Origin of the sequence: Chroococcidiopsis sp., from assembly GCF_051657925.1 — a bacterium.
Classification (GTDB): Bacteria; Cyanobacteriota; Cyanobacteriia; order Cyanobacteriales; family Chroococcidiopsidaceae; genus Chroococcidiopsis.
Window position 1 is genome coordinate 1 of the sequence record NZ_JBOFLP010000066.1, and the last position, 25,733, is coordinate 25,733.

A 25,733-nucleotide genomic window follows, 5' to 3' on the forward strand; every position below is an offset into this window, starting at 1 on the left:
AACTGACTAGCCGAGGAAAGGCTTTGCGCCATCCTGGTAGGACTTGCTGGGTGTAAAAATCTTTAAATGTGCGATAACCAGAACCATGAAAAGCAATGACAATCGTCATCACTTCACTGGGATGCATTCGAGAGCAACTGCGACGCTCACCTGCAATTGATGGTAACTGGGGTTGCTGCTGCCACAGTCGCTCAAACTTCTGACAAAAATCGTCCACCTCACAGAAGACTTGGGTAATTTCCAAGCGCGATACAATCGTTTCCATAGCTGAGACCATTTTGTGTGTATTTTGAGCATAGGTCTCAGTTTTCTTTTTGGCTATTTTCCCCTTCATCGAACTCACGTTAAATTAATAATTGCGATCGCTTAGCAGAAATAGGCAAAAGTATTTACGCCGTTCTGAGTGTAACTACAGAAGAAATGAAGCTATATAGTTAAAGCGAGCCGTTAGTTAATTATGAGTGTAGCTATTAAAGTATGCTCTAATCGCTTAAGTATAGAGCATATTTTCATTGACTAGGTTGCTATAAAAAAGCATGAGGAACTCAAAAAATGAAACTTGACCGTCGTTATTTATCTTTCGGACTTATCTTACTGTTGCAAACAATCTGGCTAGCTCCAGTTGGCTCGGAACCAGTAAAACTGCGGGACTCAGAGCTAAAATTAGAGCGATCGCAGATGCTCATGGCGAAAAAGCTAACATTAGCGTCAGGAACTAAACTGCAATTAGAACTAGCTGAAGAAATTAGCTCAAAGACAGCACAAGAGGGAGATATTGTGGTTTACTATGCAGCAACAAATGTCCTCTCACCAACCAAAGAAATTTTGATTAAAAAAGGAGCGCGAGCGACTGGGAAAGTTACTGAAGCAAAACGCGCTCGAATGTTTGGTAAAAAAGGACAATTAAACTTTACTGTAGAAGAAATTGAAGCAGTGGATGGTACTAAAATTCCGTTGCGATCGACCGTGGAGAAAAATGGTAAAGGTCGGGGTGCAACTATGGTAGCAGTGGCAGCACTTGTCAGCGTATTTGGCGTATTTATTAAAGGCAAAAATATCACCGTAAAACCAGGTACGTTGGTAGAAGCCTACGTAGATTATGACACGGTAGTTGAGACAGCCAGTCGCGCGCTATAAGGAAGTAACAGCAGATTCGTGGGGTGCGTTGATTAACACACCCTACCAGCTATTGTATCCAGCCCCAGCTTTTGTCTTGTCCTATAAATAGAGTCGAGCGATCGCTGTTATTTTGAGCCAAGTTCAAACTCAGGTTATGAATAGCTTGTTGCTCGGACTTGACTTCTAGCAGTTTCATAAATACATTAAACTCTTGCTGATAACTTGGTTTTTCTAAAATTCTCTGATATACAGTTCTCAATTCCTTTTCAATAATTTGTTGAGCTTTAGTATCATCTTTAATTGGATATAACTGTACTTGAATTGACTTAATTTCCTTTCGTAATACTTGCGTTTCATCTGAAATAGGCAATCGAGCCAGCATATTAGCAAGCTTAATTTGAGCTTGTTTTGCCAACGACTTGCTGAGAGTTTGTTGATACTGCACTTTAGGGAGATTAGCAGTATTTGAGTTAGCTGAATTTGGTGTCTCTGTTACAGGTGTAAACAGTGTTAAGCCGGAAAAGAAAACTCCACATACAATGCACATAATATAAGGCTCACCTATTAAATTAGCGGCTTAAGTATATACGTACATAGTTTAGTTATTGAATTCATCTTCTAGGTAAAGAAAGCGCAAAGATCGAGGGAAGATGTATTAAAAATTTATTAACTATCGCGAGCTTTTACGTAATTTGACTCAAGCCTTACAAACCATTGAAATATGAGGATTTCATTTAATTTACAAATAGAAAGGCGATCGCTCTCCAGTTAACCATTAACTGTCAACCATTAACTGTCAACCATTAACTGTCAACCGTCATGTTTTCAGTAAGGGACAAAGAATTGATATGCTAGAAGGCTGGAAGCTCAAAGATTGAAACCATGCCTGCGTCGTCTACTGCAACCGTTACCAGTTTTCCCTTAACTGCTGTCGTGGGACAAGAAGCCATTAAAATAGCCCTGCTGCTAGCAGCCGTCGATCCTGGTTTGGGAGGAGTCGCGATCGCGGGTCGTCGCGGTACGGCAAAATCAGTCATGGCGCGGGCAATTCGTACCCTTTTACCGCCGATTGAAGTTGTTAAAGGTTCTTTTTGTAACTGCGATCCCGATCGCCCTGAAGAATGGGACGACGAACTAAGTAGAGACGTGACATGTCCCGTCTCTACAGAAGTGATTCCCGCACCATTCGTACAAATTCCCTTGGGAGTCACAGAAGACCGACTTTTAGGTTCGGTGGATGTAGAACAATCGGTCAAACAGGGAGAAACCGTATTTCAACCAGGACTGCTGGCGCTTGCTCATCGTGGCGTGTTGTATGTCGATGAAATTAACTTACTCGACGACAGTATTAGCAACCAACTGCTGACGGTTTTAACCGAGGGACGCAACCAAATCGAACGGGAAGGAATTAGTTTTGGGCATCCCTGTCAGCCTTTATTTATCGCTACGTATAACCCAGAAGAAGGAGCGTTACGGGAACACCTGCTCGATCGCATCGCGATCGCTCTTTCTGCGGATAGCGTGCTAGGTCTAGACCAACGAGTACAAGCAGTAGAACAGGCGATCGCTTACACCACCTCACCGCAGCAGTTTCTCCAGCAATACGCCGAAGATCTCGACAATCTCAAAACTCAAATTATCTTGGCGCGAGAGTGGCTCAAGGACGTACAAATTACCCACGAGCAAATTGCCTATTTAGTCGATGAAGCGGTACGCGCTAGAGTCCAGGGACACCGCGCCGAACTCTACGCCGTGCGAGTCGCCAAAGCCGCCGCCGCTTTAGAAGGCAGAACCACAGTCACAGCCGAAGATCTACGTCGCGCTGTAGAATTAGTCATCGTCCCGAGAGCAACAGTCGTACAAACTCCACCCGAAGCACCACCACCCCCGCCACCTCCACCACCCCAAAACCAAGACGAACCCGAAGATGAGTCTAACCAGGAACAGGAGGAGCAAGAAGAGAAGGACGAACAGGAAGAACCTGAAAACGAGCAAACACCGCCCAACGTTCCTGAAGAATTTGTCTTTGATGCCGAAGGCGTAATTCTCGACGATAGCGTGCTTTACTTCGCACAGATGGCACAGCGGCGGGGGAAGTCCGGCAGTCGCAGTTTAATTTTCTCCGAAGATCGGGGACGATACGTCAAACCCATGTTACCCAAAGGTCCCGTGCGACGAATTGCAGTCGATGCCACGTTAAGAGCAGCTGCACCTTATCAAAAGGCAAGGCGGGAGAGGCAGGGAGCAGGGAGCAGGGAGCAGGGAGCAGGGAGCAGAGGGGCAGAGGGGCAGAGGAGCAGAGGAGCAAGGGAGCAACTACCAACTACCAATTACCCATTACCAATTACCAATTACCCACAAAAAAGAGTTTTCGTCGAGCAGGGAGATATTCGCTCCAAGCGTCTCGTCCGCAAAGCGGGAGCGTTGATCGTGTTTGTGGTTGATGCTTCTGGCTCGATGGCGTTGAATCGGATGCAATCAGCTAAGGGGGCAGTTTTCCAGCTCTTGACAGAAGCGTATGAAAATCGCGACCAAGTGGCGTTGATCCCGTTTCGTGGCGAACAGGCAGAGGTGTTGTTGCCTCCTACCCGTTCGATCGCCTTAGCCCGTAAGCGATTGGAATTGCTGCCTTGTGGTGGCGGTTCGCCCCTAGCGCATGGATTAACACAAGCGGTACGGGTAGGCATTAATGCTCAAATGGCGGGAGATATCGGACAAGTTGTGATTGTCGCAATTACCGATGGACGGGGGAATATTCCTCTGGCGCGATCGCTAGGCGAACCTTTACCAGAGGGAGAAAAGCCCGATATCAAGAAAGAACTGCTGGAAATCGCCGCTAGAATTCGCGGATTGGGAATACAACTGTTAGTCATCGACACTGAAAATAAATTTATCTCTACGGGTTTTGCTAAAGAACTAGCTCAAACTGCGGGAGGAAAATACTACCACCTACCAAAAGCTACCGACTCCGCGATCGCTGGTGTTGCTAAAAGTGCAATTAATGCCATTAGGAATTAGGGAGCAGAGGAGCTTCAGGGGCAGAGGAGCTTCAGGGGCAGAGGAGAGGTCGGGAGCAATTCTGGTTCCACCAGCCACTAGCCACTCACTTTTAACTAGATTTAACTTCTATCTGCTAGCAATCCAGATATATTAAGAGGATTGTGTAGCTATTTGTGGCTGCTTATGTATAAAGTACGCGACCCAGCTACCAAGTATGCCATATATGTAGCTACGGCAGTCTTGGTACTGGGTTTTATCATTACGCTCGTCCGCAACGGAATACAAATTCTTGCTGATGTCACTTTCTGGTTGGGTTTGTATGGCTGGTTGGCTGCTGGGATCGTTGTTGGCTATTTAGTTTATCTGGGACTGCGAATTTTAGGATGGCGCTCTTCGGAGGAGGTGGAGCCAAATGTAGTGGATACCTCAGGGGTTATCTATAGAGCGATCGCTCCAACCGCAACTGAAAGAGGAACTGAGGCGATCGCCACTCGTTCTAAGATCTCGGCGGGCGAACTTCCACCCTGGGAAGTTGCCGATCTCCCCGCACCGCCGCCATTTAGTTTTAATAATGCGATCGCTCTAATTGGACCTGGAGCAATTCTCTTGGGGACTTCGATTGGTAGCGGTGAATGGCTGCTGGGTCCGGCGGTGACGGCTCAGTATGGTGGTTTTATGTTGTGGATTGCCACGACTTCGATTATTCTCCAAGTCCTCATGAACATGGAGTTTATCCGCTATACCCTGTATACGGGCGAACCGATCTATACGGGTTTTATGCGGACTAAACCAGGCCCCCGCTTCTGGGCAATTTTTTATTCTGTCCTGGCGTTTTTGCAACTAGGATGGCCTGGGTGGGCTTCTTCGGCGGCTACGGCTCTGACTGCGATGTTTGTCGGCGATATTCCTGGACCGGAACACGCAGAAACGATTAAAGCATTTGGTTTATTCTGGTTCCTATCTACAGTGGCGATCGTTGCTTTTGGAGCCAAAATTGAGCGGACGATGGAAGTCGTGCAATGGTTTTTTGTTGGGGCAATCCTCCTGTTCTTAATTGTCATTGCCCTGGGTTTTACTGCACCCGAGACGTGGGGTCGAGCGGCAACGGGTTTTCTCCGCTTCGGCACGATTCCGCCAAATGTTGATTGGCTGAAAGTAGGCGGCTTTGCGGCTTTTGCTGGTGCGGGAGGAGTCTTAAATGGAACACTGAGTAACTGGTTTCGCGATAAGGGATTGGGCATGGGGGGCGTAGTGGGATACATTCCGGCACTGATTGGCGGTCGCCGTATGTCTCTGACTCCCACTGGTAAAGTCTTTCCCTTAACCACCGAAAACAAGAAGCGTTGGCGCGAATGGTGGAAGTATGCCATTACCGACCAATATGGTGTGTGGGTGCTGGGATGTTTCTTAGGAATGGGACTGCCAGCCTTGTTGACTTTGCAGTTTATTCCGCCTGGAACTCGCTTTGACAACCAATTTGCGATCGCGGTCTATCAAGCTCAATACCTATCGCGGGAAGATACCACTAGCATTATGTGGTTTATTACTCTGTTGGTAGGCTTTTGGATTCTCTACAGTACCCAACTTGGCATCACTGATGTCTTTGCGCGTATGGTGACAGATATGGTGTGGTCGGGCAGCAGCCACATTCGCGCTTGGCGAGGGGGAGACATTCGTTTTGTTTACTACAGTATCCTCTCTTTGTTTACTCTGTGGGGAGTTTTTATTCTCCTATCAGGGATCAAGCCCTTTTTCTTAATTCTCCTGAGTGCAAACATTGCAGGCTTAAATTTTGTCTTTCTAGGTTTGCACGCTCTCTATGTCAATCGCAAATTTCTCCCTGCCGAATTGCGATCGCCGCTATGGCGAGAGGCGATCGTTTTACTCTCAGTCGTGTTTTTCGGTTTTTTCTTCTGCCAAGCCTTACCGAGTATTATCGGACAGTTTACCCAAGGAGGATAATGTATCTTTCTTAACTAAGTAGTTGTCTACTCTATTAAGATCGATCCCTCACAAATTGGGCAACGTCATGACTTAAATTGGTTCCAACCCCCGCCCATCCAAAATTTCGCCTGCTTTAGACCGATCCGCTCAACGTCCCGCCCGACTCTGGCAAGGGCATTGAAATGACGGCTAATGGAGAAATTAGTTTCTCCGAATCCTTTCGACCCATTCAGCAATCGGAATACAATATAGTGCGATCGCGCGGTTACAACCTCAAACAAGTTCCCATGGCGCTAGGAGGTATTGCCTTCTACAGCCATCCTGGGGTACGGTTCCTATCCTACTGATTCGCCGGATCTTCGTAGTTTATCGCGAGGATGGCAGTTTAGATGAAGTGGCTGGAAGAGCTTAGGCTAACCTGCTGCTATCCACAGAAGGTCAAAAACTCGTCGACCGAGCGGGTTATGTACTGATTCGGTGAGTCAGCTGTCAGTTATCAGTTGTCAGTTGTTCAGTGAAGAAAGGGTGTGGGGTGTAGGGTGTGGGGTTGACTTGTGACTTCTCCTCTGATCCTCTGCTCCCTGCTCCCTATAAAATCTACACAAATAAAATTAGGTGCATTATGTCGCAAAATCATCCTTTACCCCGTTTGATTCTCGCTTTTGTAGCTGGATTTTTATCAGTTTTACTATTTCATCAACTGGCACTATTGTTGTTACACAGTATTGGTTTTGCACCTGCTAAGTTAACAGCTTATGCGATCGAGGCAACACGACCTTTCGGCATTCCCCGCGTCTGGTCGCTTGCTTTTTGGGGTGGAGTTTGGGGAATTGTATTGGTTTTATTTGTTTCTTTTTTTCGGCAAGGGTTGGGAATTTGGGGAACAGCACTTCTATTTGGCGCGATCGCACCTAGTCTTGTCAGCTGGTTTATTGTCACGCCCCTAAGAGGCGAACCTGTCGGTGGTGGCTGGCCACCCAACGGTATTGCTACAGCCTTAATTCTCAATGGTATTTGGGGTTTAGGTACAATTTTGCTCTACCGCTTAATTTCGTTAAGCGTACTCGGTCGCAAGCGACGCAGCACCAACGGTTTAGAGTCGGGAGAACGAGAAAGAATTCGCCACTAGAAGTCAGTTATCAGTTGTCAGTTGATAGTGACTTGTGACTTGCGGCTTGCGACTTGCGACTTGTCCCCACACACTACTTTTCTTATGAAAGTTCATCAAACTAAAATCATTTGCCGTGTCTGTGGTTATGATAAAAATCCTGGTAATGCCGATCGTTGTCAACGTTGCCACTCTACTTTAAACCGCAGTTTTACCGATCTAACCAACAATTCTCAAACTAAAAACTCGTCTGCTTTTCCTTGGTCGGTCATACCATTGATTGCGTTATTGTTGGGAACGGGTGGTATGTACTGGTTCTACAGAAGTCATACAACTGCTACTTTGAAAGATAAACCGAGTGCAGTTGTTACGCCCACACAACAACCGCTAGCAAAACAGCCTCCAGCAACAGCATCCAATGCTGCTGATATTCAAACTTATACGTCGATGCAGGATGTTCCTAACGTTCCTACAGGTGTGTTTAATTATGGCGGCGCAACCTGTTTTGCTGCCATGACTGCCCACGGAATGCACTCTAGTATTGCCAAAGTTCACCCAAATTTCCATCTACGCTACACCGAACCACCGCTTAACGTTCCGCCAGGTTGTAGTACGGGGATCGGTATGCTGCTTGATGGCGAACTCAGTTTTGCTCAAAATGGTCGCTCTGTGTCCGATGCAGAGTATCGCAAAGCCAAAGAACGTAACTTTACTCTGCAACAAGTGCCAGTGGCAATTGATGGCATTGTATTTTTTACCCACCGCAATGTTCCCTTACCTGGACTGTCGGTGAAACAACTTCAAGATATTTTCCTGGGCAAAGTGACTAACTGGAAACAGGTAGGAGGACCCGATCGAGCGATCGCGCCCATTTCTCAAGACCCCAAGGTTCACGCTACGCTCAAATTACTGCTGAGCGATCGCATCAATAATTTGGGTCGTAATGTCAAGATCGTGCGCGATTACACCACAGCCATGCGACGAGTTGCTGCTACCCCGGGGGCGATCTCTTACAGTTCGGCTTCTATTGCTGCCGGACAGCGATCGATTCACCTGTTGCGCATAGCTAGAGGTAGCTCTAAAAATTACGTTTCGCCTGTAGTCGCAGGCGAGCGCGTCAATGTTGCTGCCCTGCGAGATGGCTCTTATCCCATGACTCGCCGTCTATTTATCGTCATTCGCCGCGACCGGACTCCTGACGAACAAGCAGGAGTTGCTTACACCAACTTGTTACTCTCGCAAGAAGGACAGCAAATTGTTGAAAAAGCTGGATTTGCAGCGATTCATTAAAACTTATTTGCAAAACATATTTGCAAGTCGCCATGCGACTTGCAAATATTCTCTCCTCAACTCACAGTCACGGGATGGCTGACAACCGCATTGTACAAATAGCCTTTAGCATTGAAAGGCACTGAAGTTGGTTGGGTATTGCCTTTAGTATCTGTAGCCTTTGCCTGAAGCTGATATTTACCAGGACGAGCATTCCAATCTACATCCCATCTCACCCAAGCTCCATCAAGGTTAGGCTCTCGGAGTCGTGCCGCTTGCCAGGTTTTGCCACCATCAAGGCTTACCTCAACTTTGGCAATTTTACCGCCAGCAGACCAAGAACGCCCTCGCAATAAATGTTCTCCTGCGGGCATCTTGGCATCCCAAGCTAGCTCGAAAGCACTTTTGATATTTTGCGCCGTGATAATCGTGCCTTTAGCAGGGGGATTGGGTTGATAGTCGGAGCCGATTAAGACATAACTTTCCGTGTTCCAAGTAGAAAACAGAGGTTTTTCTGAAACTTCAATCCGCCCTACCCATTTAATACTAGCCGCACCCAGCCAGCCTGGAACGAAGGCACGGATGGGGAAACCGTGGTCGGCTGGTAGAGTTTGCCCGTTCATCGCATAGACGAGCAATGTATCTTCCTCTAATGCCTTTGCCAGGGACATCGGACGGCGAACTTTCTTTTCGTCTAATCCTTCTGGCATTACGTCTTTTGCGGTGCGTTTGACTCCTGCGAGTTGCAGAACTTCCCGCAGAGGTACACCCGTCCATTCTGCTACACCGATTGCGCCCAGTTTCCACGGCGCTCCATCAGCTTTTTTTCCCTGGACGGATTCAAAAAAGCTGCGACCGTTACCAGCGCACTCTAGCGCTCGAATCACCGAGACTGACGGCAGAGAAAGGAGTTCGTCATAAGTAAACTCTCTCGAACGAGAAACCCCAGATCCCTCAACCCGCAAACGCCATGTTTTCCGATCGATTTTAGGGGTAGCCGTGTGGTTGCGGACGTAGAACAGCTCGTTGGGAACTAGATAGCCTCGGTCGTACATGGCTTCCCAACGCATTTCTTGTTGAATGCCTTTGTAATCGTAAAAAAGTTCTGGAGGAACTGGTTTAACTACCTCCCCAGCAGCCAGAGCGGGTTCTTCTAGCCGTAAGCGTGGTAAACCGCTACCAATTGCTATTCCCGCACCGACAGTCATAAATTGCAGGAATTTCTTGCGCGACATACCTAAAGTTTTCGCTTTCTGCCAGACAAATTCATCGGCTCTAGCTTGCTGGTAAACTTTTTCGACTAGCAGATCGTCTTCTCTCATGCCTTATATCTCCAGTCGAGTAAATAAGAATAATATAAAGCTAATTGGCAAATTTTCAAGTAAACAAACAGTTAAGGTGGCAAATGAAACTTCTGAACACACTGGGCATTTAAATATAGCTATTTCGCTAAATAACAGATTAGTTTTAATGTAGTAATTCCAAACTGAGACGGACTTATACCAGTTCTTTGTAACTATATGTCACAGACTATATGTCACAAAGATATGCCACAGCAACTCCCCTAACTCTCCTTGTAAAAAAGGGAACCAGTGGAGAGCGAATTTTGTCCAAAAATAAAGAGACTTAGTATTGGTGTTAAGACTGTCATCGATCGCCGATTAGTTATTGGTCATCGACTAAATATGAATCGTACCAAAAGCGTTTTTTAATTAGATATTTTATGACTCAAATAAGCATTGTATTTATGTCTTAGCTGTAAAACTTGAACAAAGACCTACAAAGTCAAGACGCGGAATTTTGCGCCTCCGTAAGCTTGACATTTAAGTAAAAGCTTATATATTCTGTTATTTAAGTAAATGCTTAAATAAAGTATGAGTAGACCCGCGGCGGGTGGAGATATTTTTCAGGCGATCGCCGATCCGACGCGACGAGCGTTGCTGGATCGGTTGTGTGACGGCGAACAACCAGTCAAACAACTGGCTGAACCTTTTGCCATGTCTCTACCAGCCATTTCTCAGCATTTGCAGGTGTTGTGTGAAGTCGGCTTAGTTACCCAACGGCGGGAAGGAAGGCAGCGCCTCTATCAATTGAATCCCGAACCTTTAAAACAGGTGTCGGAATGGGTGTCGCATTACGAACAGTTTTGGCAAGAGAAATTAGCCGCTCTCGGTGCATATTTGGAGAATAACCCATGCTCAGAGGATTAAAGACCAAAGTGTTCTATCCTTACTCACCACAGCAAGTCTGGCGGGGACTCACCGAGAGGCGATCGCTTGCCGCATGGTTGATGGATAATGATTTTGAACCGCATATCGGTCACAAATTCCAATTTCGCACCCATTCCCTACCAAGTTTAGATGGTGTTATCTGCTGCGAAGTTTTAGAAATTGATGCACCAAAACGACTTTCTTACACTTGGCAGGACAGTTATATGAGTCAGCCTTCGATTGTGATTTGGACGCTGACACCTGTTGATGGCGGGACGCAACTTCAGCTAGAACACCGCGAGTTAAATTACGCAACACCTCAGTTACAGGAGTTACGCACTTGTAACCAGAGATCTCAATCCCCCCTAGCTCCCATTAACAAGGGGGGGACAGATGCCTTCTTTTTAAAGGGGTTGGGGGATCTCAATGCAGTTACTCAAGCTGTAGAGGCGATCGCTCCGAGTTCTACATGTTCACCTATGCATATTGGTGTTACTCAAATGTTAGAAAGTGTTATTTTTCATTCTTTGCTGAATGGTGGTTGGCAAGACAAACTCGATCGACAATTACCGCAGATTTTGGTTAGTTTTCTTGACAGCAATGAGTAATTAAATTCATTTGTCTATGATTCTCGCTCTCAAGCGGGTAACTGTATCTATATAGCCTTTAACTATACGCCTTAGTGCAATGAGATTAAACTAGGAGGCTGCAATGATGAATTTTTCCGAACAACCCAACCTCCCTTTTATTATTCAACCGTCATTCAGAGAACAAGGCTTTGATATTTATTCTCGCTTGCTGGCTACGAGAGTAATCTTTTTAAGAGGTGGAATTACAGAAGAAATAGCTAATTTAATTGTGGCACAGATGCTATTTCTCGATGCAGAAGATGCAGAACGAGATATTTTTCTATATATCAACAGTTCAGATGGTTTAGCTCCGGCTGCATTAACTATCTACGATACAATGACTCAAATTCAGGCGGATATATGTACCGTCTGTATTGGAACCGCAAAGGAAATAGCTGCATTATTACTTTCTTCCGGCGCAAAAGGGAAAAGATCGGCTTTACCGAATGCACGAATTGCGATCGCACAGCCATTAGGTAACGCTCAAGGAAAAGCCAGCGATATCGAAGTCGCAGCTAGAGAAATTGCGCATTTAAGAGAAACAGTTAATCGCCTACTCGCTGCTAATACTGGTCAGTCAGTAGAACAAATCAAATTCGATACAGAACGAGACTTTTATCTCGACGCTGAAGCAGCAAAAGATTATGGATTGATCGATCGTGTCATTCAAAAAATACCTAGATAGGTAATTGGTAATTGGTAATTGGTAATTGGCGATCTTTGGTTTTGCCTTTTAACTTTTAACTTTTGACTTTCCCGTCAAGGAGTAAATATGAAAATCTTAGTTATCGGAGGAACGAATTTTATTGGTCCTCCCGTAGTCAGGCAATTGTCCGCAATGGGACATGAAGTCACCGTTTTCCATCGAGGAAAAACAGCAGCAGAGTTACCCAATGGTATACAACATTTACTAGGCGATCGCTCCAAGCTTACCCAGATGAAAAGCGAATTTGAGCGTCTTTCTCCTCAAGTTGTCGTCGATATGTTTCCCTACACCGAGGCAGAGGCGATCGCGTTGATGAATGTATTTCAGAATATTGCAGAGCGCGTTGTTGCTGTTAGTAGTATGGATGTCTATCGCGCTTATACAGTATTTCTGCAAATTGAATCGACTCCAGTTGAGTCGGTTCCTCTAACCGAAAATTCAGCCTTGCGCCAGCAACTACATTTATTTCGGGAAATGGCTGAAAGACCGCTGAACGCTCCGGCAGATTATGAAAAGATTTTGGTCGAACGGGTGGTGATGAATTATCCCGATTTAACTGGTACAATTGTACGGTTGCCAATGGTTTATGGAACGCAAGATCCTCTCAACCGTCTATTTCCCTACTTAAAGCGAATGGATGAAAACCGTCCGGCGATCGTCTTGCCAGAAAGCATAGCTCAATGGCGCGGTTCCTATGGGTATGTAGAGAATGTTGCTTACGCGATCGCTTTGGCAGCCACAAACGAACGTGCTAAGGGACGCATTTATCATGTTGCAGATACAGAATTAACCGAGGCAGAAAGACTGAACAGAGTTGGACGAGTCGCAGGCTGGCAAGGCAAAATCGTAACTGTTGCCAGAGAAGCTTTACCGACAGACTGGAACCTACCATACAACACGGCTCAACACTGGTTTGTAGATACCACCCGCATTCGTCAGGAACTCGGTTATAGCGAAGTTGTCACGCTAGAGCAGGCGCTAAAAACAACAATTGACTGGCAGCGATCGCATCCACCAACAGAAATTTCTCCGTGGACTGGAAAAGAATTACTAGACTATGCTACTGAAGATAAGATTTTGAAAAGTATTTAATATCAATTGTAAGGTGGGCATTGCCCACCCTACACACTAATTTTTTATGAAAGCCTTAGAAGCGTATAATCTCAAAAAAACTTTCCGTCGGAATAAACAAAATGTACCAGCAGTGAAGGATGTTTCCTTAACCATCTACCCAGGAGAGATATTAGCTTTTCTTGGTCCCAATGGTGCAGGTAAAACAACTAGTATCAAAATGATGGCGGGTTTAATTCAGCCTGATTCTGGTTCGGTGAAAATTGTAGGTAAAGATCCTCAACGCAATGCTTCAGCGTTACAAAACCTGGGTGCAGTTTTAGAAGGGAATCGTAACCTCTACTGGCGATTGACTCCAGAGGAAAATTTAGAATATTTTGGCGTATTAAAAGGACTAACTCGACGCGAAGCACGTCTTGCCGGAAGAGATCTTTTAGAAAGATTTGACTTATTAGCCAAGCGACATACTCCAGTAGAGCAACTTTCACGGGGAATGCAACAGAAATTAGCATTTGCTGTAGCCTTAGTTCATCGTCCTAAACTTTTATTATTAGATGAACCAACTTTAGGATTAGATGTAGAAGCAACTGAGGATGTAAAAATTCTCGTCCGCGAAATTGCTGCTACCGGTTGTGCTATCTTGCTGACAACTCACCAATTACAAATAGCAGAAATTTTATCAGACCGAATTGCGATTATTCAAAAAGGCGAGATTTTGGCAGAAGCACCCACACAAAAATTGATTCAACAATTTTCTGGTACGGCTTACAAGATTGAAATGGAAGCCGCTTTAGATGAAACAAGAATGCTAGAATTAGAAACAATTGGTTTAGAGATTGAAGCCAGAAAATTTATTTACATCGATCGCCCGGAATTACTCTATAAAGTTTTTGCTATTCTCCAGCCTTTACAAATTCAATCTGTAGTGAAAGAACAAGCTAATTTAACAGAAATATTTTTACAGATTGTGAAACAAGGTAATAATATTAATGATTGAGTTATTTTTTGCAGAATTAAAACGAACTTGGATTTTACAACGTCGCTATCCAATAGAAGTTGTTGGTATTATTATAGTTACTGTTTCGATCTTTTACGGATTGTTTTTGAGCGCTCGTTACGTTGCTGGAGCGAGTTTTCAATTAGGCGATCGCCTCGATTCAATAGTTATTGGCTACGTGCTTTGGAGCTTAGTTTTATTTGTTATGGGCAACGTTGCTAATAGAATTCAGTACGAAGCTCAAACTGGCACGCTCGAACAACTTTTTCTATCTCAATTCGGGGCAGTCAAAGTATTTTTAATTCGCTCGCTAGCAGCGATAACGTTGCAATTAGCTTTTGTTTTGAGCATTTTATTAACTATAATGCTCTTAACTGGCAGCCGTCTCGATTTTCCTCCAGTTTTGATTTTACCTCTCATAACTGTATTAATGGGAGCGAATGGGATTGCTTTTATAATTGGAGCTTTAGCTTTATTATTTAAGCAGGTAAGCCAATTACAAGTAATATTTCAATTTGGCTTATTATTTCTCCTAGCTACTCCCATAGAAGCATCGACGGGATTTGCCCGGGTTTTAGCAAGTTTATTACCAATCGCTCCAAGTGCAGGAATATTAAGAGCTTTGATGGCACGCGGAGAAAGTCTAAATTTAACTCATATAGCGATCGCTTTCATCAATGGAGTCGTCTATTTTGCTCTAGGGATAGGACTATTCCGACTAGCAGAACGCCAAGCAAAGAAACGCGGAATTTTAGGCGGATATTGAGGAGCGAGGAGCAAGGAGTGAGGAGTGAGGGGAAGAAGAGAGAGTCGCGGAGCGCAAGGTTGCTGGGGGAGCTGAGGAAGCAACTACCAATTACCCACTACCCTATTCACAAATGACAAATGACCAACAACCAACAACTAACAATAACTTGGTTGCGAACACAGAGCTTGTTGAATTGTTTGCAATAATTCTTGGGCGGTGTAGGGTTTTGCTAAAAAGGCTTTTACTTCTACGTCTGTCATGCCGTGGAATTTGTCTTGAGCGGCTAAACCACTAGTGGCAATAATTTTAGTTTGGGGATTGAGTTTTTGTATAGTACGAATTGTGGTAATGCCGTCCATTGCAGGCATTAACATATCAATTAATATTAAATCTATGCGATCGCGGTGTTCGGCGTAGGTCGCGATCGCCTCAATTCCGTCACTAGCAGTGACAACTTTATAATTAAAAGTCTCTAGAGAAGTTTTTGTTGCCTCGCGCACGCCAGCTTCATCATCCACAACCAAAATCAACTCGCCGTTCCCATAGGGCGTGTCTTGTTCTGTCTGCCGATGATATTCTACAACTGCCACTGCTGGTAGATAGACCTGAAATTCCGTACCTCTACCGAGTTCGCTCCAAACTTGAATAAATCCATTGTGACCTTTAACAATACCCATGACAGTGGATAGTCCCAGTCCCGTGCCTTTACCGAGTTCTTTGGTCGTGAAAAATGGCTCAAAAATTCTTTCCTGGGTTTCCAGCGACATTCCCTGACCTGTATCTCTTACGGTAACGACGATGTAGGAGCCAGCTTTTGCCTCCAAGTTCATCCTGGCGTAGTGTTCGTCTGCTGTAAAGTTTTCGGCAGAAATTGTCAACACTCCACCATTGGGCATGGCATCGCGAGCGTTGACGCAGAGATTCATTAGAACTTGATGTAGTTGAGTCGCATCCCCAGAGACAGACCACAAATTGGAGGCAATGTTAGTCTGAATCTCGATCGATTTTGGAAAGGTTTGTTTGGCGATTTGGCGAATTTCTGATATTAAGTGCTTGATTTGTAAGTTTGTATACGTTCCTTCCAAACCTCGTGCAAAAGAGAGTACCTGTTTGACCAAAGCCGCACCCCGTTTGGCATTGGTAATCACGATTGGCAAAAGTCGCTGACTGCGATCGTCGTGCATCTGAGATTCCAATAACTGAGCCGTCATCAAAATTGGCGCTAGGACATTGTTCAAATCATGAGCGATGCCGCTGGCAAGAGTACCAATACTTTCCAAACGTTGAGCGCGTAAAAATTGAGCTTCTAAGAGTTTTTTCTCAGTAATATCAGTATTGACAACAAGAATAGACTTAGGCTGAGCGTGGCGATCGCGTACTAAGGTCCAACGACTGTAGACAACAATTGGTTTCTCGTTTTTAGTGACTTGATGTAACTCGCCTTGCCAAGTGTCTGTTTGCTTTAAAGCTGAGTGAATCTCTAGTAGCTGATCGACGAGACTCTCGTTGTAGATTAACAAGTTAGGATTTTGCCCGATCGCCTCTTGTGCTTGCCAACCGTAGAGAAGTTCTGCTCCCTTGTTCCAATATAAAACTTTGTCATCCAGCGATCTAACGATAATGGCATCGGTGGCGACATCGAGCAATTCGGCTTGGGCGCGAATTTGTTGCTGAGTGTGCTGGCGTTCGAGGGCGTAGCGAATGGAACGTTCTAGTAAAGGTGCGCTCAACTGAGTTTTTTCTAGATAGTCGGCTGCTCCTGCCTTCATCGCCTCGATATCGATTTCGCGATCGCCTTTGCCCGTGAGTAAAATAATTGGTGCGGCACAACCTTCAGCTACAGCAGCTTGAAGCAATTCTAAACCATTGCGATCGCCCAAACGGTAGTCGAGCAAGTAAATGTCATGTTGACACTGGGCGATCGTCTCGATTGCCTCGTCATAAGAACTTACCCAGTCTAAATCGAATGTTGTGCCTTGAGCTGCTGCTAACCAGTCCCGCGTCAAGACATAGTCATCCTCGTCGTCATCAACTAAAAGTACTTTGACTCGCTCAGTGTCCATGTCCGTTTCCCACCGATTGCAGTGGTAGTTCTACAATTTCAAACCAATATTTGCCGATAGTCCTCATGACCTCTACCAAGGAGGCAAAAGTGACTGGTTTAGTGATGTAAGAGTTAGCGCCTAATTCATAGCTACGATAAATATCTTCCTCTGCTTTGGAAGTTGTCAATACGACTACTGGTATATGTTTTAATTGCGGGTCTGCCTTAATTTCCCGTAGTGCCTCGCGTCCGTCTTTCTTGGGCATGTTGAGATCGAGTAAAATCAACCCTGGACGAGGGGCAAGCTTCAGGTCAGTATATTGACCGCGCTGATGTAGGTAATCCATTAATTCCTCGCCATCGCGCACGAGATAGAGATCGTTAGCCAAGCGACTTTCTGCCAGCGCTTCTCTTGCTAACATGCAATCGTCTTCGTCATCGTCAGCCATGAGAATTGTGACAGTGGTGCGTCGCCCTTTCACTCTAAGTTATCTCCTACGAGTTGTTTAATTGGCAGAGTAACACTAAATTTAGCTCCTCGCCCTGGACTACTTTGAGCTGTAATATTGCCTTGATGTCGTTCGACAATTTTACGGCAAATTGCTAGTCCGATTCCTGTACCCTCGTATTGACTGCGACTGTGCAGGCGTTGAAAGACATTGAAGATCCGATCGAGATACTTTTGCTCAAAACCAATACCATTATCCTCCACTACAATTTGACATGATGTGGCGATCGCACCATCTGTAACTGGTTGTTGTTGGGAATCGAATAGTTGGCTGGAAAGCTTAACCACTGGAGGCGTGTCTTGTTTGTGAAACTTCAGTGCATTACTCAAGAGATTTTGTAATAACTGCTGCATCTGTACTGGGTCGGCATCAACTTTAGGTAGGGGACTAACTTCCACCTTACCCCCAGTCTGCTGTATCCTCACCTCTAGATCGGATAATACTTCTTTTACGACTCGATTGAGATCGATAGTTACAAAAGGTTGCGCTCTAGTCGTGACGCGGGACAGCATTAAGAGATCGTCAATCAGAGTTTGCATCCGTCCGGCTGCATTCTGCATTCGTTCTAGGGAATCTCGTCCTTGCTCGTTGAGAAGATCTCCACAACTGGCTTTCAAGCGGTTGCCAAAGGCTTGAATTTTGCGTAGTGGCTCTTGCAAGTCGTGGGAAGCAACTGAGGCAAATTGTTGCAGTTCCGCGTTAGAACGGGCTAGTTCTTGCGCGTAGCGGGTTTCTTCGGCTAGCATTTGAGCTTGGGCGAGAGCAATGCCGATTTGATCGCTCAGTTGCCGTAATAATTCGGTTTCAAAACTGCTCCAAACACGGGGACTACTGCATTGATGGGCAATCAGCAAACCCCAGAGTTCTCGCTTGAGGAAAATCGGAACGACGAGATTAGCTCGGACTCCAAATTGTTGGAGAAGTTCTTTGTGGCAAGCGTGCATTTCTGCTTGCTCGACATCGTGAATAGCGCTGATGCGTCCTTGTCGGTATTTCTGAATGTATTCCTCCCCAAAACAAGGATCGTAGATATGTTGTCCTAAAATCGCTGGATAGCCGTTGACTACGGCTTCCTGCACGACATTTCCAGAACCATCCAACCATAAGCGAAAAATAATGACCCGATCTGCTCGGAGAAACTTTTGAATTTCGTTGACGGTAGTTTGGAGGATCGATTCCAGTTGGAGCGATTGACGAATTTTCAGGGTAATTTCGGCAAACAATTGCGATCGCAAATTTTGACGTTGCAGTTCTGCTTCGGCTTGTTTGCGATCGGTGATATCGCGTGTAAAGCAGCGCGTGTGGATAAATTGCTGGTCTTTCCAAAAAACGTTAGAGCTGATCGATACATCTCTGGTAGAACCATCTTTGCATACCAACCGCGCCTCGTAGTCGCACAATGTTTCGCCAGCATTGAGGCGTTGCAAAATATCATCGATCGCTTCTCGATCGGCGTGAAATTTGGCAATGTGTTGTCCGATGTACTCTTCGCGAGTGTAACCGAGCAGATTTAATTCAGCTTGGTTTGCCCAGACAATAATTCCATCTGCTCCTACCCAGTGTATGCCGACGCTGGCATTTTCTAGAAAATCAGACAGTTCCTGTTCTCGCGTACGGGCGATCGCTTCTAGGCGTTTGCGCTCGTTAATGTTTTGAAAATAGACTGATATGCCATCTTTTGCAGGATAGGCATGAACGGCAAACCAAGTGTTGAGCGGGGGATAGAATTCTTCAAATGCAACTGCAATTTGTTGCGCTCTGACTTGGCGATATTCTTGGTCAAAAGTAGACCCTACTGCTTCGGGAAACTCATCCCAAATATTTTTACCGATTAACTCTGCTCGCGTTTTTTGTAGAAATATTTGGGCGTGTTGATTAATGTAGGTGAATCGCCACTCATTGTCTAAGGCAAAAAAGCCATCGCTGATACTTTCTAAAATATTGGTAACTTGTTGGCGCGATGCTTGGGCTATGTCCGTAGAGGCGCGTAATTCTGCCATTGTCCGACTAGCTTGTAATAAATGCCGTACTCGCTGCCGTAAAACTATGTCGTTAATTGGTTTGGTAATAAAATCAGTTGCACCCGCATCAAAAGCGAGTTGGAGCGATTCTGCATCATTGAGCCTAGTCACGATTAATATTGGCACGCTATCGCCATCGGGAAAACTACGCAAGTGCCGACAGCAGGCAAACCCATCCGTCACGGGCATAACAGCATCTAGCAGTACGAGACTGGGACGAAACTGAGTGTAAGCCGCTATTGCCTGTTCGCCATCATTCGCTTCTACTACCTGATATCCAGCCTGCTCCATCACGCGGCGCATTTGCTGCCGTATGAGTTTATCGTCGTCTACAATCAGAATCGCAGTAGCATTGAGAATGGGGGCGTTATCCATAGCTTACGCCTAAACTAAATTCTTGACCATTCTAATTGGCAGAGCTATTTATACTCTATTAAATCTTGAATTCGTCACATTTGAGCGATCGCCGATGCAATACCTACCCCACGACTGATGATTTCTTTTTAGTCGCTGTGACAAATGATACGCTGCATAAAAACTGTTAACAGTCAACTATCAACTGGCAACTTCATACGCCATTTGCCAGAAATCTTTTTCTAATCGAGCAACATTCAAGAAAGCTGCTATGGCTTGTTGCTGCAACTCCTCTGAGGCTGCGCTCAAAGCTGCGTTTGCTTGCTGTTCTAAGTAGCCTACGTAAGTCGTAAAATCGGGATTACCCCAGCGATCGGCAAATTCGGTGTAGGGTGGGGGCATGGCTCCAGGTAATTGCCAGCCTTGATTGTAGGCTAACTCGATCGCCCAAAGTGCTGTAGCTTGTATGGCATAGGGCATTGCAGATAAGCTTTGCATATAATTGCAATACTCAATGCAGATAGGCTGTTTGTCAGTATTGAGTTGTAGTTGGCGTTCGGCGGCTTTGGCTTGAAACCAGTTGAGTTCGTCTTTGAGGGCGCTCAATCCAGCCAAAAGAATATCGAAATTGTGCGGGGGTGCGATCGCCAAAATTCTCGCGAGAAAACGGGTAAAATCTATCACAAATAAATAGTCTTGTACCAACCAAGTATTAAACTGTTGCGGCTGAATCGTCCCTTGTTGGCATTGTTTCAAGAAAGGATGGATCGTAGCTTCTTGCCACGCTTGAGGATGCTTTTGTAGTAGTTGTTGACAAGTTAAGCTCATATAGCGTTTTTAATTTAATTTTATATGGAGAAACAGAACTCAAGGTAATAATTCAGCATAATCGCAGTGGCTTGGACGGATAATCGAAAAATCTCGGCGATCGAGCGTGTAGTGACTTGCAACAGGATTGTTAGACATCTGCACTTATGGGTTGAAAACAGGCAGAATGAATGCCATTATGATGCCTCCGATCGCAACACTTTCAATAACTTTTAAAATTAAACTAGAGTGGTTAATTTTAATTCCTTGAAGCCAAAAACGTGGAGTATCCTCATCGCGTATTTTCCAATCAAACATCGATACTAGTAATGGGACTCCGCCGACTTTGATTCCCATCAGTAGATGTAATGCGAGACTAGCAAACACGCAGCTCCACGCAACTAGATGAGCTAGATACCATTGATGATAAATTTCTCCAGCAGGAAGCCATTCTTCTTTCATCATTCGACCAGTTACCACAGCAAACGTTACTGCAAGCAACATTAATGTATTTGCCAAGCGGTGTAATGATATCCACCAAACTGGTTTACCAAACTGTTTCAATTGACTAAAAGACTGCTCTTGTAATAGACGACGATAGCCAAGATGAAAGCTGTATAGAACAAACAGTGGTAAAAATAATAGGAATGTCAGAGCAATCGTGCCATGAATACCTTGAATATCTCCTAGTGTGGGTAATGCAAGACTACCCCAACGTTTGTCATAGGTGTTGTAAACTAAAAAACCGGAACTTAAGGCTAAAAGGACTAGTAATGCAGCGATACCATGCAATATTCGCAATAGAACGGGTTGGTATGGGCTAGACTGCGGCATATTTGAGTTCGTTCCGATCTAAGTTCGTTCTCATCGGGAGTTTCTTGAACTATAGCAGAATCAGAGCTTTTGCCTAGAGGCTAGGCAGTATAGCTCTAATGATGGAGAAATTCTACGCAGTTCGCTCCATCTACTCAGGTAAATAGATCGTATACTTGCAGCATATTTCCAAAATTTTCAATCTCGTTGTTTTTCCAGTTTTAATGGTTAATCATCCAGGGGCGACCGTTATTATGACTTCTCAGGCGGGGTTGTTCGGGTTCGCGATCGCGTTTGACTAACTTTGGTTCTGATTCCTGTTTCAGTCGTATCGAACCAGACAACAACATTGGTGGGGCAAAAACTTTTTTGGCGGGTTCTTCACAAGTTGGGCAATTGGCAGGATTATTACATTCTGCCAGCGATCGCCATTCATCAAATACACCGCAATCATCGCAACGAAATTCGTATAAAGGCATAACTAAGGGCTAGGGGCTGGAGGCTAGGGGAAGTCAAAAGTCAAAAGTCAAAAGTCAAAAGTCAAAAATTAGTAACTAACCTCATGTGCGACCGATCGATTGCCCCCTTTTGAAGGGGGTTGGGGGATCGCAAATCTGCGATTCTCACGAAAATATCCCCCCTAGCCCCCCTTAAAAAAGGGGGGAACAAGAAAAAGTTGCACATCGCGAACTACAAATGACCAATGACTAAACAGGCAAAATATTCTTGTCGAAAATCTCCGTCGGAATTGCTAGCGTACAACAAGCATTGGGGATATCGACGATACCACTAACTCGTCCTTCTACTGGTGCACAACTGAGTAATAAATAGGCTTGTTCGCCTGTAAAACCGAATTTCTTCAGATATTCGATCGCATTTAAGCAAGCACGACGGTAGGCAATATGCACGTCCATGAAGTATTGTTTGCCTGTATATTCGTCTACGGAAATCCCTTCAAATACGAGATATTCTGAATAACGAGGCTCTACGGGACCTGGCTTGAAAATCGGGTTGACCATGCCGTATTTTTCCACGCCACCCTTGATGATGTCTACGTGAAGATCGATGTAACCGGACATCTCAATTGCACCACAGAACGAGATTTCTCCATCTCCTTGCGAGAAATGAATATCTCCCATCGATAGCTTTGCACCTTCCACGTAAACGGGGAAATAAATCCGCGTTCCTTTGGAGAGATTCTTGATATCGCAGTTACCACCGTGTTCGCGTGGTGGGACGGTACGCGCACCTTCAGCCGCAATGCGATTGAAATCCCCTGGTGCTACCTGTCCTAAAATGGCATTTTTGGGGTTTGGTAGAGCCGCATAAACTGGCATATTCGCCGCTAATCCCGCTCCATATGTCCGTAAATCGGGAGCTGTTGAAACTAACTCTGCTTCTCGTTTATTCCATGTTGCCAGTAAGTCGTGTGAGGGAGCGCAACCAATCAAACCAGGGTGAGTAATACCAGCAAAGCGCACGCCTGGGATGTGACGGGAACTGGTATAAATTCCCTCCAGATCCCAAATTGCCTTAGCATGATTGGGATAGTGGTCGGTCAGAAAGCCACCACCGTTGTCTTTGGCAAAAATGCCCGTAAAGCCCCACTCATCGCCTTGCAAAGCGCCAATATCGAGCAAATCGACAACTAATATGTCTCCTGGTTGAGCGCCGTTGACCCAGATGGGACCGCTCAATACGTGGACGACCGTTAAATCGACATCGCGGATATCGTCAGGATTATCGTTATTTTTAATCTGTCCGTCCGTCCAATCTTTACACTCAATGCGGAAGACATCACCTGGGTTCACCGAAACCACGGCAGGAATATCAGGATGCCAGCGGTTGTGTCCAGGTAGTTCCTGTCGATCCATTGGCTTAGTTAGATCGACTTTGAAAAGCGTTTTCGGCATTCAAATCCCCCTAAAGCTGCGCGGACATAGCGCATCATAAGGATTAGAACACAGGACAATTTGTATCAAAAATAACTAATAATTACCAAAGATAATCAACGTTACATAACACCAAATCTCTTGGAGTCAAAATTGTGTTTTATTTAACAAAAAATTAAGAAAAAAATTTAACAACTGAGGTGTATATAAAATTCGTATTTAATTTTTGAAATCTACGTAGGATGCGTTAGCCTTGGGCGTAACGCATCACTCTCAGTTTTTGGTGCGTTACGCGCTGACGTAACACACCCTACCTAACCTAGAACGACGCAAGCCTTTACTCTACTTCTTTGCCAGCAATTCCAAGAACTCAGATGTCGTTTGCAACTCCTCTAAGACTACATCTTTCGGCATCAGAGATAAAACACTACTCTTAACACCCGACGTACACAGAGGATTTACATAACAAGCACCTTGACGACAGAATGCCACCACACCACCGTTATGAGCCTCAAAGACGATCGCACTTCCAGATTCTCGCTTTGTAATAGACATCCTAGCAGCCCCCTCTGCATAAATGCAGATATAAAATTGGTGAACTTTAACGCTCGGCAATTGGTGATGCTACGCAATTGAACGCTGGAAATATCTGTACTCAATCTGTATTCAAAATGACAAAATAGCCGCCCGTTCTCCTCTTTCTTTAGACAGATTAGTCATAAGTGGTAATAGGTAATTGGTAATAGGTGGTTGACAGTAGAGAGTGACTAGTGACTGGTGGCTAGAAGTAAATAGGGTGTGGGGTGTGGGGTGTGGGGTGTGGGGTGTGGGGTGTAGTGGATTGTTAACTGGTCACTGGTCACTGGTCACTGGTCACTGATAACTGCTCCCTGACAACTGACAATTAACAACTGACAACTGTAAGCTAGTCATAGCGATCGCGAGGATGAATTATGGATGTCAGAGCAGCTGTTGCCTACGAACCTGGAAAACCTTTGCAACTGGAGACAGTACAGCTAGAAGGACCAAAAGCAGGGGAAGTCTTAGTCGAAATCAAAGCGACTGGAGTTTGCCATACCGATGCTTATACTCTTTCTGGTAAAGACCCAGAGGGCTTATTTCCTGCAATTTTAGGGCATGAAGGGGCTGGGGTTGTCGTGGAAGTAGGGGAGGGAGTCAAGAGCGTTAAAGCGGGCGATCGCGTCATTCCTCTTTACACTCCCGAATGCCGTCAGTGCGAATATTGTCTCAGTCGTAAAACAAATCTCTGTCAAGCTATTCGCATGACTCAAGGCAAGGGGTTGATGCCCGATGGTACGAGTCGCTTTTCTTTAAATAGCACGAAGCTCCACCACTACATGGGAACATCCACTTTTGCTAACTATACAGTACTACCAGAAATTGCTGTTGCCAAGATCCGTGAAGATGCACCTTTTGACAAAGTTTGTTACATCGGTTGTGGTGTAACTACGGGTATTGGTGCAGTTGTGTATACGGCAAAAGTCGAACCAGGCTCAAAGGTTGTCGTTTTTGGTTTGGGGGGGATTGGTTTAAACGTCATCCAAGGGGCGCGAATGGTAGGCGCAGAGATGATTGTTGGTGTAGATGTTAATCCTAGTAAACGGGCGATCGCCGAAAAGTTTGGCATGACACATTTTGTCAATTCGAAAGAAGTGGAAGGCGATTTAGTTCCCTATTTAGTAGAGTTAACTAAAGGCGGCGCTGATTATAGTTTTGAATGTATTGGCAACGTCAATGTCATGCGTCAAGCATTAGAATGCTGCCATAAAGGTTGGGGTGAAAGTATTATTATTGGCGTTGCTGCTGCGGGTGAAGAAATTCGCACTCGTCCGTTTCAATTAGTAACAGGGAGAGTTTGGAAAGGTTCGGCTTTTGGTGGTGCGAGAGGGCGCACTGACGTACCTAAAATTGTCGATTGGTATATGGAAGGCAAAATTAATATTGACGATTTGATTACTCACACAATGCCAATAGAAAAAATTAATGATGCCTTCGATTTGATGCATAGAGGGGAATCAATTCGTACCGTGTTGACGTTTTAATACAGATGTAGGGCGGGCAATGCCTACCTACCTAAAATTGTTAGAAAAACATCGTCAACAGCAAGAAGATAATTCCGATAAGTAAGCTAGGAAAATCGTTCTTGAATCGTGAATTGTGAATTGTTTCGATCGCGCAAGGAAATCTAAAACAGTGGAAACGGATGTCATCGTCATTGGAAGTGGAATTGGTGGTTTGAGCTGTGCGGCAATTTTGGCGCAGTATGGATTTGATGTTATTGTCTGCGAAAGCTACTCAACACCTGGGGGTGCGGCGCACGGTTTTGAACGCAACGGTTTTAAATTTGATTCTGGACCTTCCCTCTACTCCGGTTTATCTTACAGCCCTTCACCCAATCCACTGCGACAAGTTTTAGATGCAATTGGCGAAGATTTACCTTGTGTCAATTACGATACCTGGGGTTGCTGTTT

General features: G+C 45.1%; 24 protein-coding genes and 1 pseudogene. 14 read left to right on the top strand and 11 right to left on the bottom strand.

The window, feature by feature from the left end; all coding sequences use genetic code 11:
- A pseudogene (locus tag ACRC32_RS05030) lies at window positions 1–265 on the bottom strand (IS982 family transposase); the annotation flags it as partial.
- A 287-nt stretch (window positions 266–552) separates the two neighbouring features.
- Here ACRC32_RS05030 and ACRC32_RS05035 point away from each other — a divergent pair.
- Window positions 553–1,137, top strand: coding sequence for a hypothetical protein (locus ACRC32_RS05035; RefSeq protein WP_438552960.1), 585 nt, complete (start codon window positions 553–555; stop codon window positions 1,135–1,137).
- 49 nt (window positions 1,138–1,186) lie between these two features.
- On the opposite strand, the gene ACRC32_RS05040 is transcribed toward ACRC32_RS05035, so the two are convergent.
- On the bottom strand, window positions 1,187–1,666 hold the full coding sequence (locus ACRC32_RS05040) for a hypothetical protein (protein ID WP_438552961.1): 480 nt from the start codon (window positions 1,664–1,666) through the stop codon (window positions 1,187–1,189).
- Between the two features lie 335 nt (window positions 1,667–2,001).
- On the opposite strand from ACRC32_RS05040, the gene ACRC32_RS05045 reads away from it, so the two are divergent.
- The 5 genes from ACRC32_RS05045 (at window position 2,002) to ACRC32_RS05065 (ending at window position 8,461) form a co-directional block, all read left to right on the top strand.
- Window positions 2,002–4,137, top strand: a complete 2,136-nt coding sequence (locus tag ACRC32_RS05045; RefSeq protein ID WP_438552962.1) for a magnesium chelatase subunit D family protein — start codon at window positions 2,002–2,004, stop codon at window positions 4,135–4,137.
- Window positions 4,138–4,302: 165 nt separating this feature from the next.
- The gene (locus ACRC32_RS05050; protein WP_438552963.1) at window positions 4,303–6,081 is read left to right on the top strand and encodes an Nramp family divalent metal transporter; all 1,779 of its coding nucleotides are present in this window, start codon (window positions 4,303–4,305) and stop codon (window positions 6,079–6,081) included.
- Window positions 6,082–6,245: 164 nt separating this feature from the next.
- Window positions 6,246–6,410 carry a hypothetical protein gene (locus tag ACRC32_RS05055; protein WP_438552964.1) on the top strand — a complete coding sequence of 55 codons (165 nt, stop codon included), beginning with the start codon at window positions 6,246–6,248 and terminating at the stop codon, window positions 6,408–6,410.
- Window positions 6,411–6,685: 275 nt separating this feature from the next.
- The gene (locus ACRC32_RS05060; protein WP_438552965.1) at window positions 6,686–7,192 is read left to right on the top strand and encodes a hypothetical protein; all 507 of its coding nucleotides are present in this window, start codon (window positions 6,686–6,688) and stop codon (window positions 7,190–7,192) included.
- Window positions 7,193–7,276: 84 nt separating this feature from the next.
- Window positions 7,277–8,461, top strand: a complete 1,185-nt coding sequence (locus tag ACRC32_RS05065; protein WP_438552966.1) for a substrate-binding domain-containing protein — start codon at window positions 7,277–7,279, stop codon at window positions 8,459–8,461.
- Between the two features lie 56 nt (window positions 8,462–8,517).
- Here ACRC32_RS05065 and ACRC32_RS05070 read toward each other — a convergent pair whose 3' ends face one another.
- A complete protein-coding gene (locus tag ACRC32_RS05070) occupies window positions 8,518–9,762 on the bottom strand; it encodes a sulfite oxidase (protein ID WP_438552967.1) in 1,245 nt (414 codons plus the stop codon).
- A gap of 552 nt (window positions 9,763–10,314) precedes the next feature.
- On the opposite strand from ACRC32_RS05070, the gene ACRC32_RS05075 reads away from it, so the two are divergent.
- The 6 genes from ACRC32_RS05075 to ACRC32_RS05100 all read left to right on the top strand — a co-directional run bounded on the left by ACRC32_RS05075 (window position 10,315) and on the right by ACRC32_RS05100 (window position 14,819).
- The gene (locus ACRC32_RS05075) at window positions 10,315–10,650 is read left to right on the top strand and encodes an ArsR/SmtB family transcription factor (RefSeq protein WP_438552968.1); all 336 of its coding nucleotides are present in this window, start codon (window positions 10,315–10,317) and stop codon (window positions 10,648–10,650) included.
- Window positions 10,635–11,258, top strand: coding sequence for an SRPBCC family protein (locus ACRC32_RS05080; protein ID WP_438552969.1), 624 nt, complete (start codon window positions 10,635–10,637; stop codon window positions 11,256–11,258). The genes ACRC32_RS05075 and ACRC32_RS05080 overlap by 16 nt, the downstream gene beginning before the upstream one ends.
- A gap of 106 nt (window positions 11,259–11,364) precedes the next feature.
- A complete protein-coding gene (locus ACRC32_RS05085) occupies window positions 11,365–11,964 on the top strand; it encodes an ATP-dependent Clp protease proteolytic subunit (RefSeq protein WP_438552981.1) in 600 nt (199 codons plus the stop codon).
- 87 nt (window positions 11,965–12,051) lie between these two features.
- A complete protein-coding gene (locus ACRC32_RS05090; RefSeq protein ID WP_438552970.1) occupies window positions 12,052–13,077 on the top strand; it encodes an NAD-dependent epimerase/dehydratase family protein in 1,026 nt (341 codons plus the stop codon).
- A gap of 46 nt (window positions 13,078–13,123) precedes the next feature.
- Entirely contained in the window at window positions 13,124–14,053 is a 930-nt protein-coding gene (locus ACRC32_RS05095) for an ABC transporter ATP-binding protein (RefSeq protein ID WP_438552971.1), read from the top strand.
- A complete protein-coding gene (locus ACRC32_RS05100; protein ID WP_438552972.1) occupies window positions 14,046–14,819 on the top strand; it encodes an ABC transporter permease in 774 nt (257 codons plus the stop codon). Before ACRC32_RS05095 ends, ACRC32_RS05100 begins: the two co-directional genes overlap by 8 nt.
- A 137-nt stretch (window positions 14,820–14,956) precedes the next feature.
- On the opposite strand, the gene ACRC32_RS05105 is transcribed toward ACRC32_RS05100, so the two are convergent.
- The 8 genes from ACRC32_RS05105 to ACRC32_RS05140 all read right to left on the bottom strand — a co-directional run bounded on the left by ACRC32_RS05105 (window position 14,957) and on the right by ACRC32_RS05140 (window position 23,796).
- Window positions 14,957–16,864: a response regulator gene (locus ACRC32_RS05105; protein WP_438552973.1), complete on the bottom strand. Its 1,908-nt coding sequence runs from the start codon at window positions 16,862–16,864 to the stop codon at window positions 14,957–14,959.
- On the bottom strand, window positions 16,854–17,327 hold the full coding sequence (locus ACRC32_RS05110; protein WP_015153663.1) for a response regulator: 474 nt from the start codon (window positions 17,325–17,327) through the stop codon (window positions 16,854–16,856). Before ACRC32_RS05110 ends, ACRC32_RS05105 begins: the two co-directional genes overlap by 11 nt.
- Complete coding sequence (locus tag ACRC32_RS05115; protein ID WP_438552974.1) at window positions 17,324–19,750, bottom strand: response regulator; 2,427 nt, start codon at window positions 19,748–19,750, stop codon at window positions 17,324–17,326. Before ACRC32_RS05115 ends, ACRC32_RS05110 begins: the two co-directional genes overlap by 4 nt.
- A gap of 180 nt (window positions 19,751–19,930) precedes the next feature.
- The gene (locus ACRC32_RS05120) at window positions 19,931–20,557 is read right to left on the bottom strand and encodes a TenA family transcriptional regulator (RefSeq protein WP_438552975.1); all 627 of its coding nucleotides are present in this window, start codon (window positions 20,555–20,557) and stop codon (window positions 19,931–19,933) included.
- 144 nt (window positions 20,558–20,701) lie between these two features.
- On the bottom strand, window positions 20,702–21,370 hold the full coding sequence (locus tag ACRC32_RS05125; protein WP_438552976.1) for a cytochrome b/b6 domain-containing protein: 669 nt from the start codon (window positions 21,368–21,370) through the stop codon (window positions 20,702–20,704).
- A gap of 200 nt (window positions 21,371–21,570) precedes the next feature.
- Window positions 21,571–21,828: an FmdB family zinc ribbon protein gene (locus ACRC32_RS05130; protein WP_438552977.1), complete on the bottom strand. Its 258-nt coding sequence runs from the start codon at window positions 21,826–21,828 to the stop codon at window positions 21,571–21,573.
- Between the two features lie 228 nt (window positions 21,829–22,056).
- Window positions 22,057–23,262 carry a formamidase gene (gene fmdA / locus ACRC32_RS05135; RefSeq protein WP_438552978.1) on the bottom strand — a complete coding sequence of 402 codons (1,206 nt, stop codon included), beginning with the start codon at window positions 23,260–23,262 and terminating at the stop codon, window positions 22,057–22,059.
- A 321-nt stretch (window positions 23,263–23,583) separates the two neighbouring features.
- Window positions 23,584–23,796, bottom strand: a complete 213-nt coding sequence (locus tag ACRC32_RS05140) for a hypothetical protein (protein WP_015153668.1) — start codon at window positions 23,794–23,796, stop codon at window positions 23,584–23,586.
- A 398-nt stretch (window positions 23,797–24,194) separates the two neighbouring features.
- Here ACRC32_RS05140 and ACRC32_RS05145 point away from each other — a divergent pair, with 398 nt between their 5' ends.
- Window positions 24,195–25,304, top strand: a complete 1,110-nt coding sequence (locus ACRC32_RS05145) for an S-(hydroxymethyl)glutathione dehydrogenase/class III alcohol dehydrogenase (protein ID WP_438552979.1) — start codon at window positions 24,195–24,197, stop codon at window positions 25,302–25,304.
- 151 nt (window positions 25,305–25,455) lie between these two features.
- Window positions 25,456–25,733: phytoene desaturase family protein (locus tag ACRC32_RS05150; RefSeq protein WP_438552980.1), on the top strand; the 278-nt coding region annotated here is incomplete at its 3' end.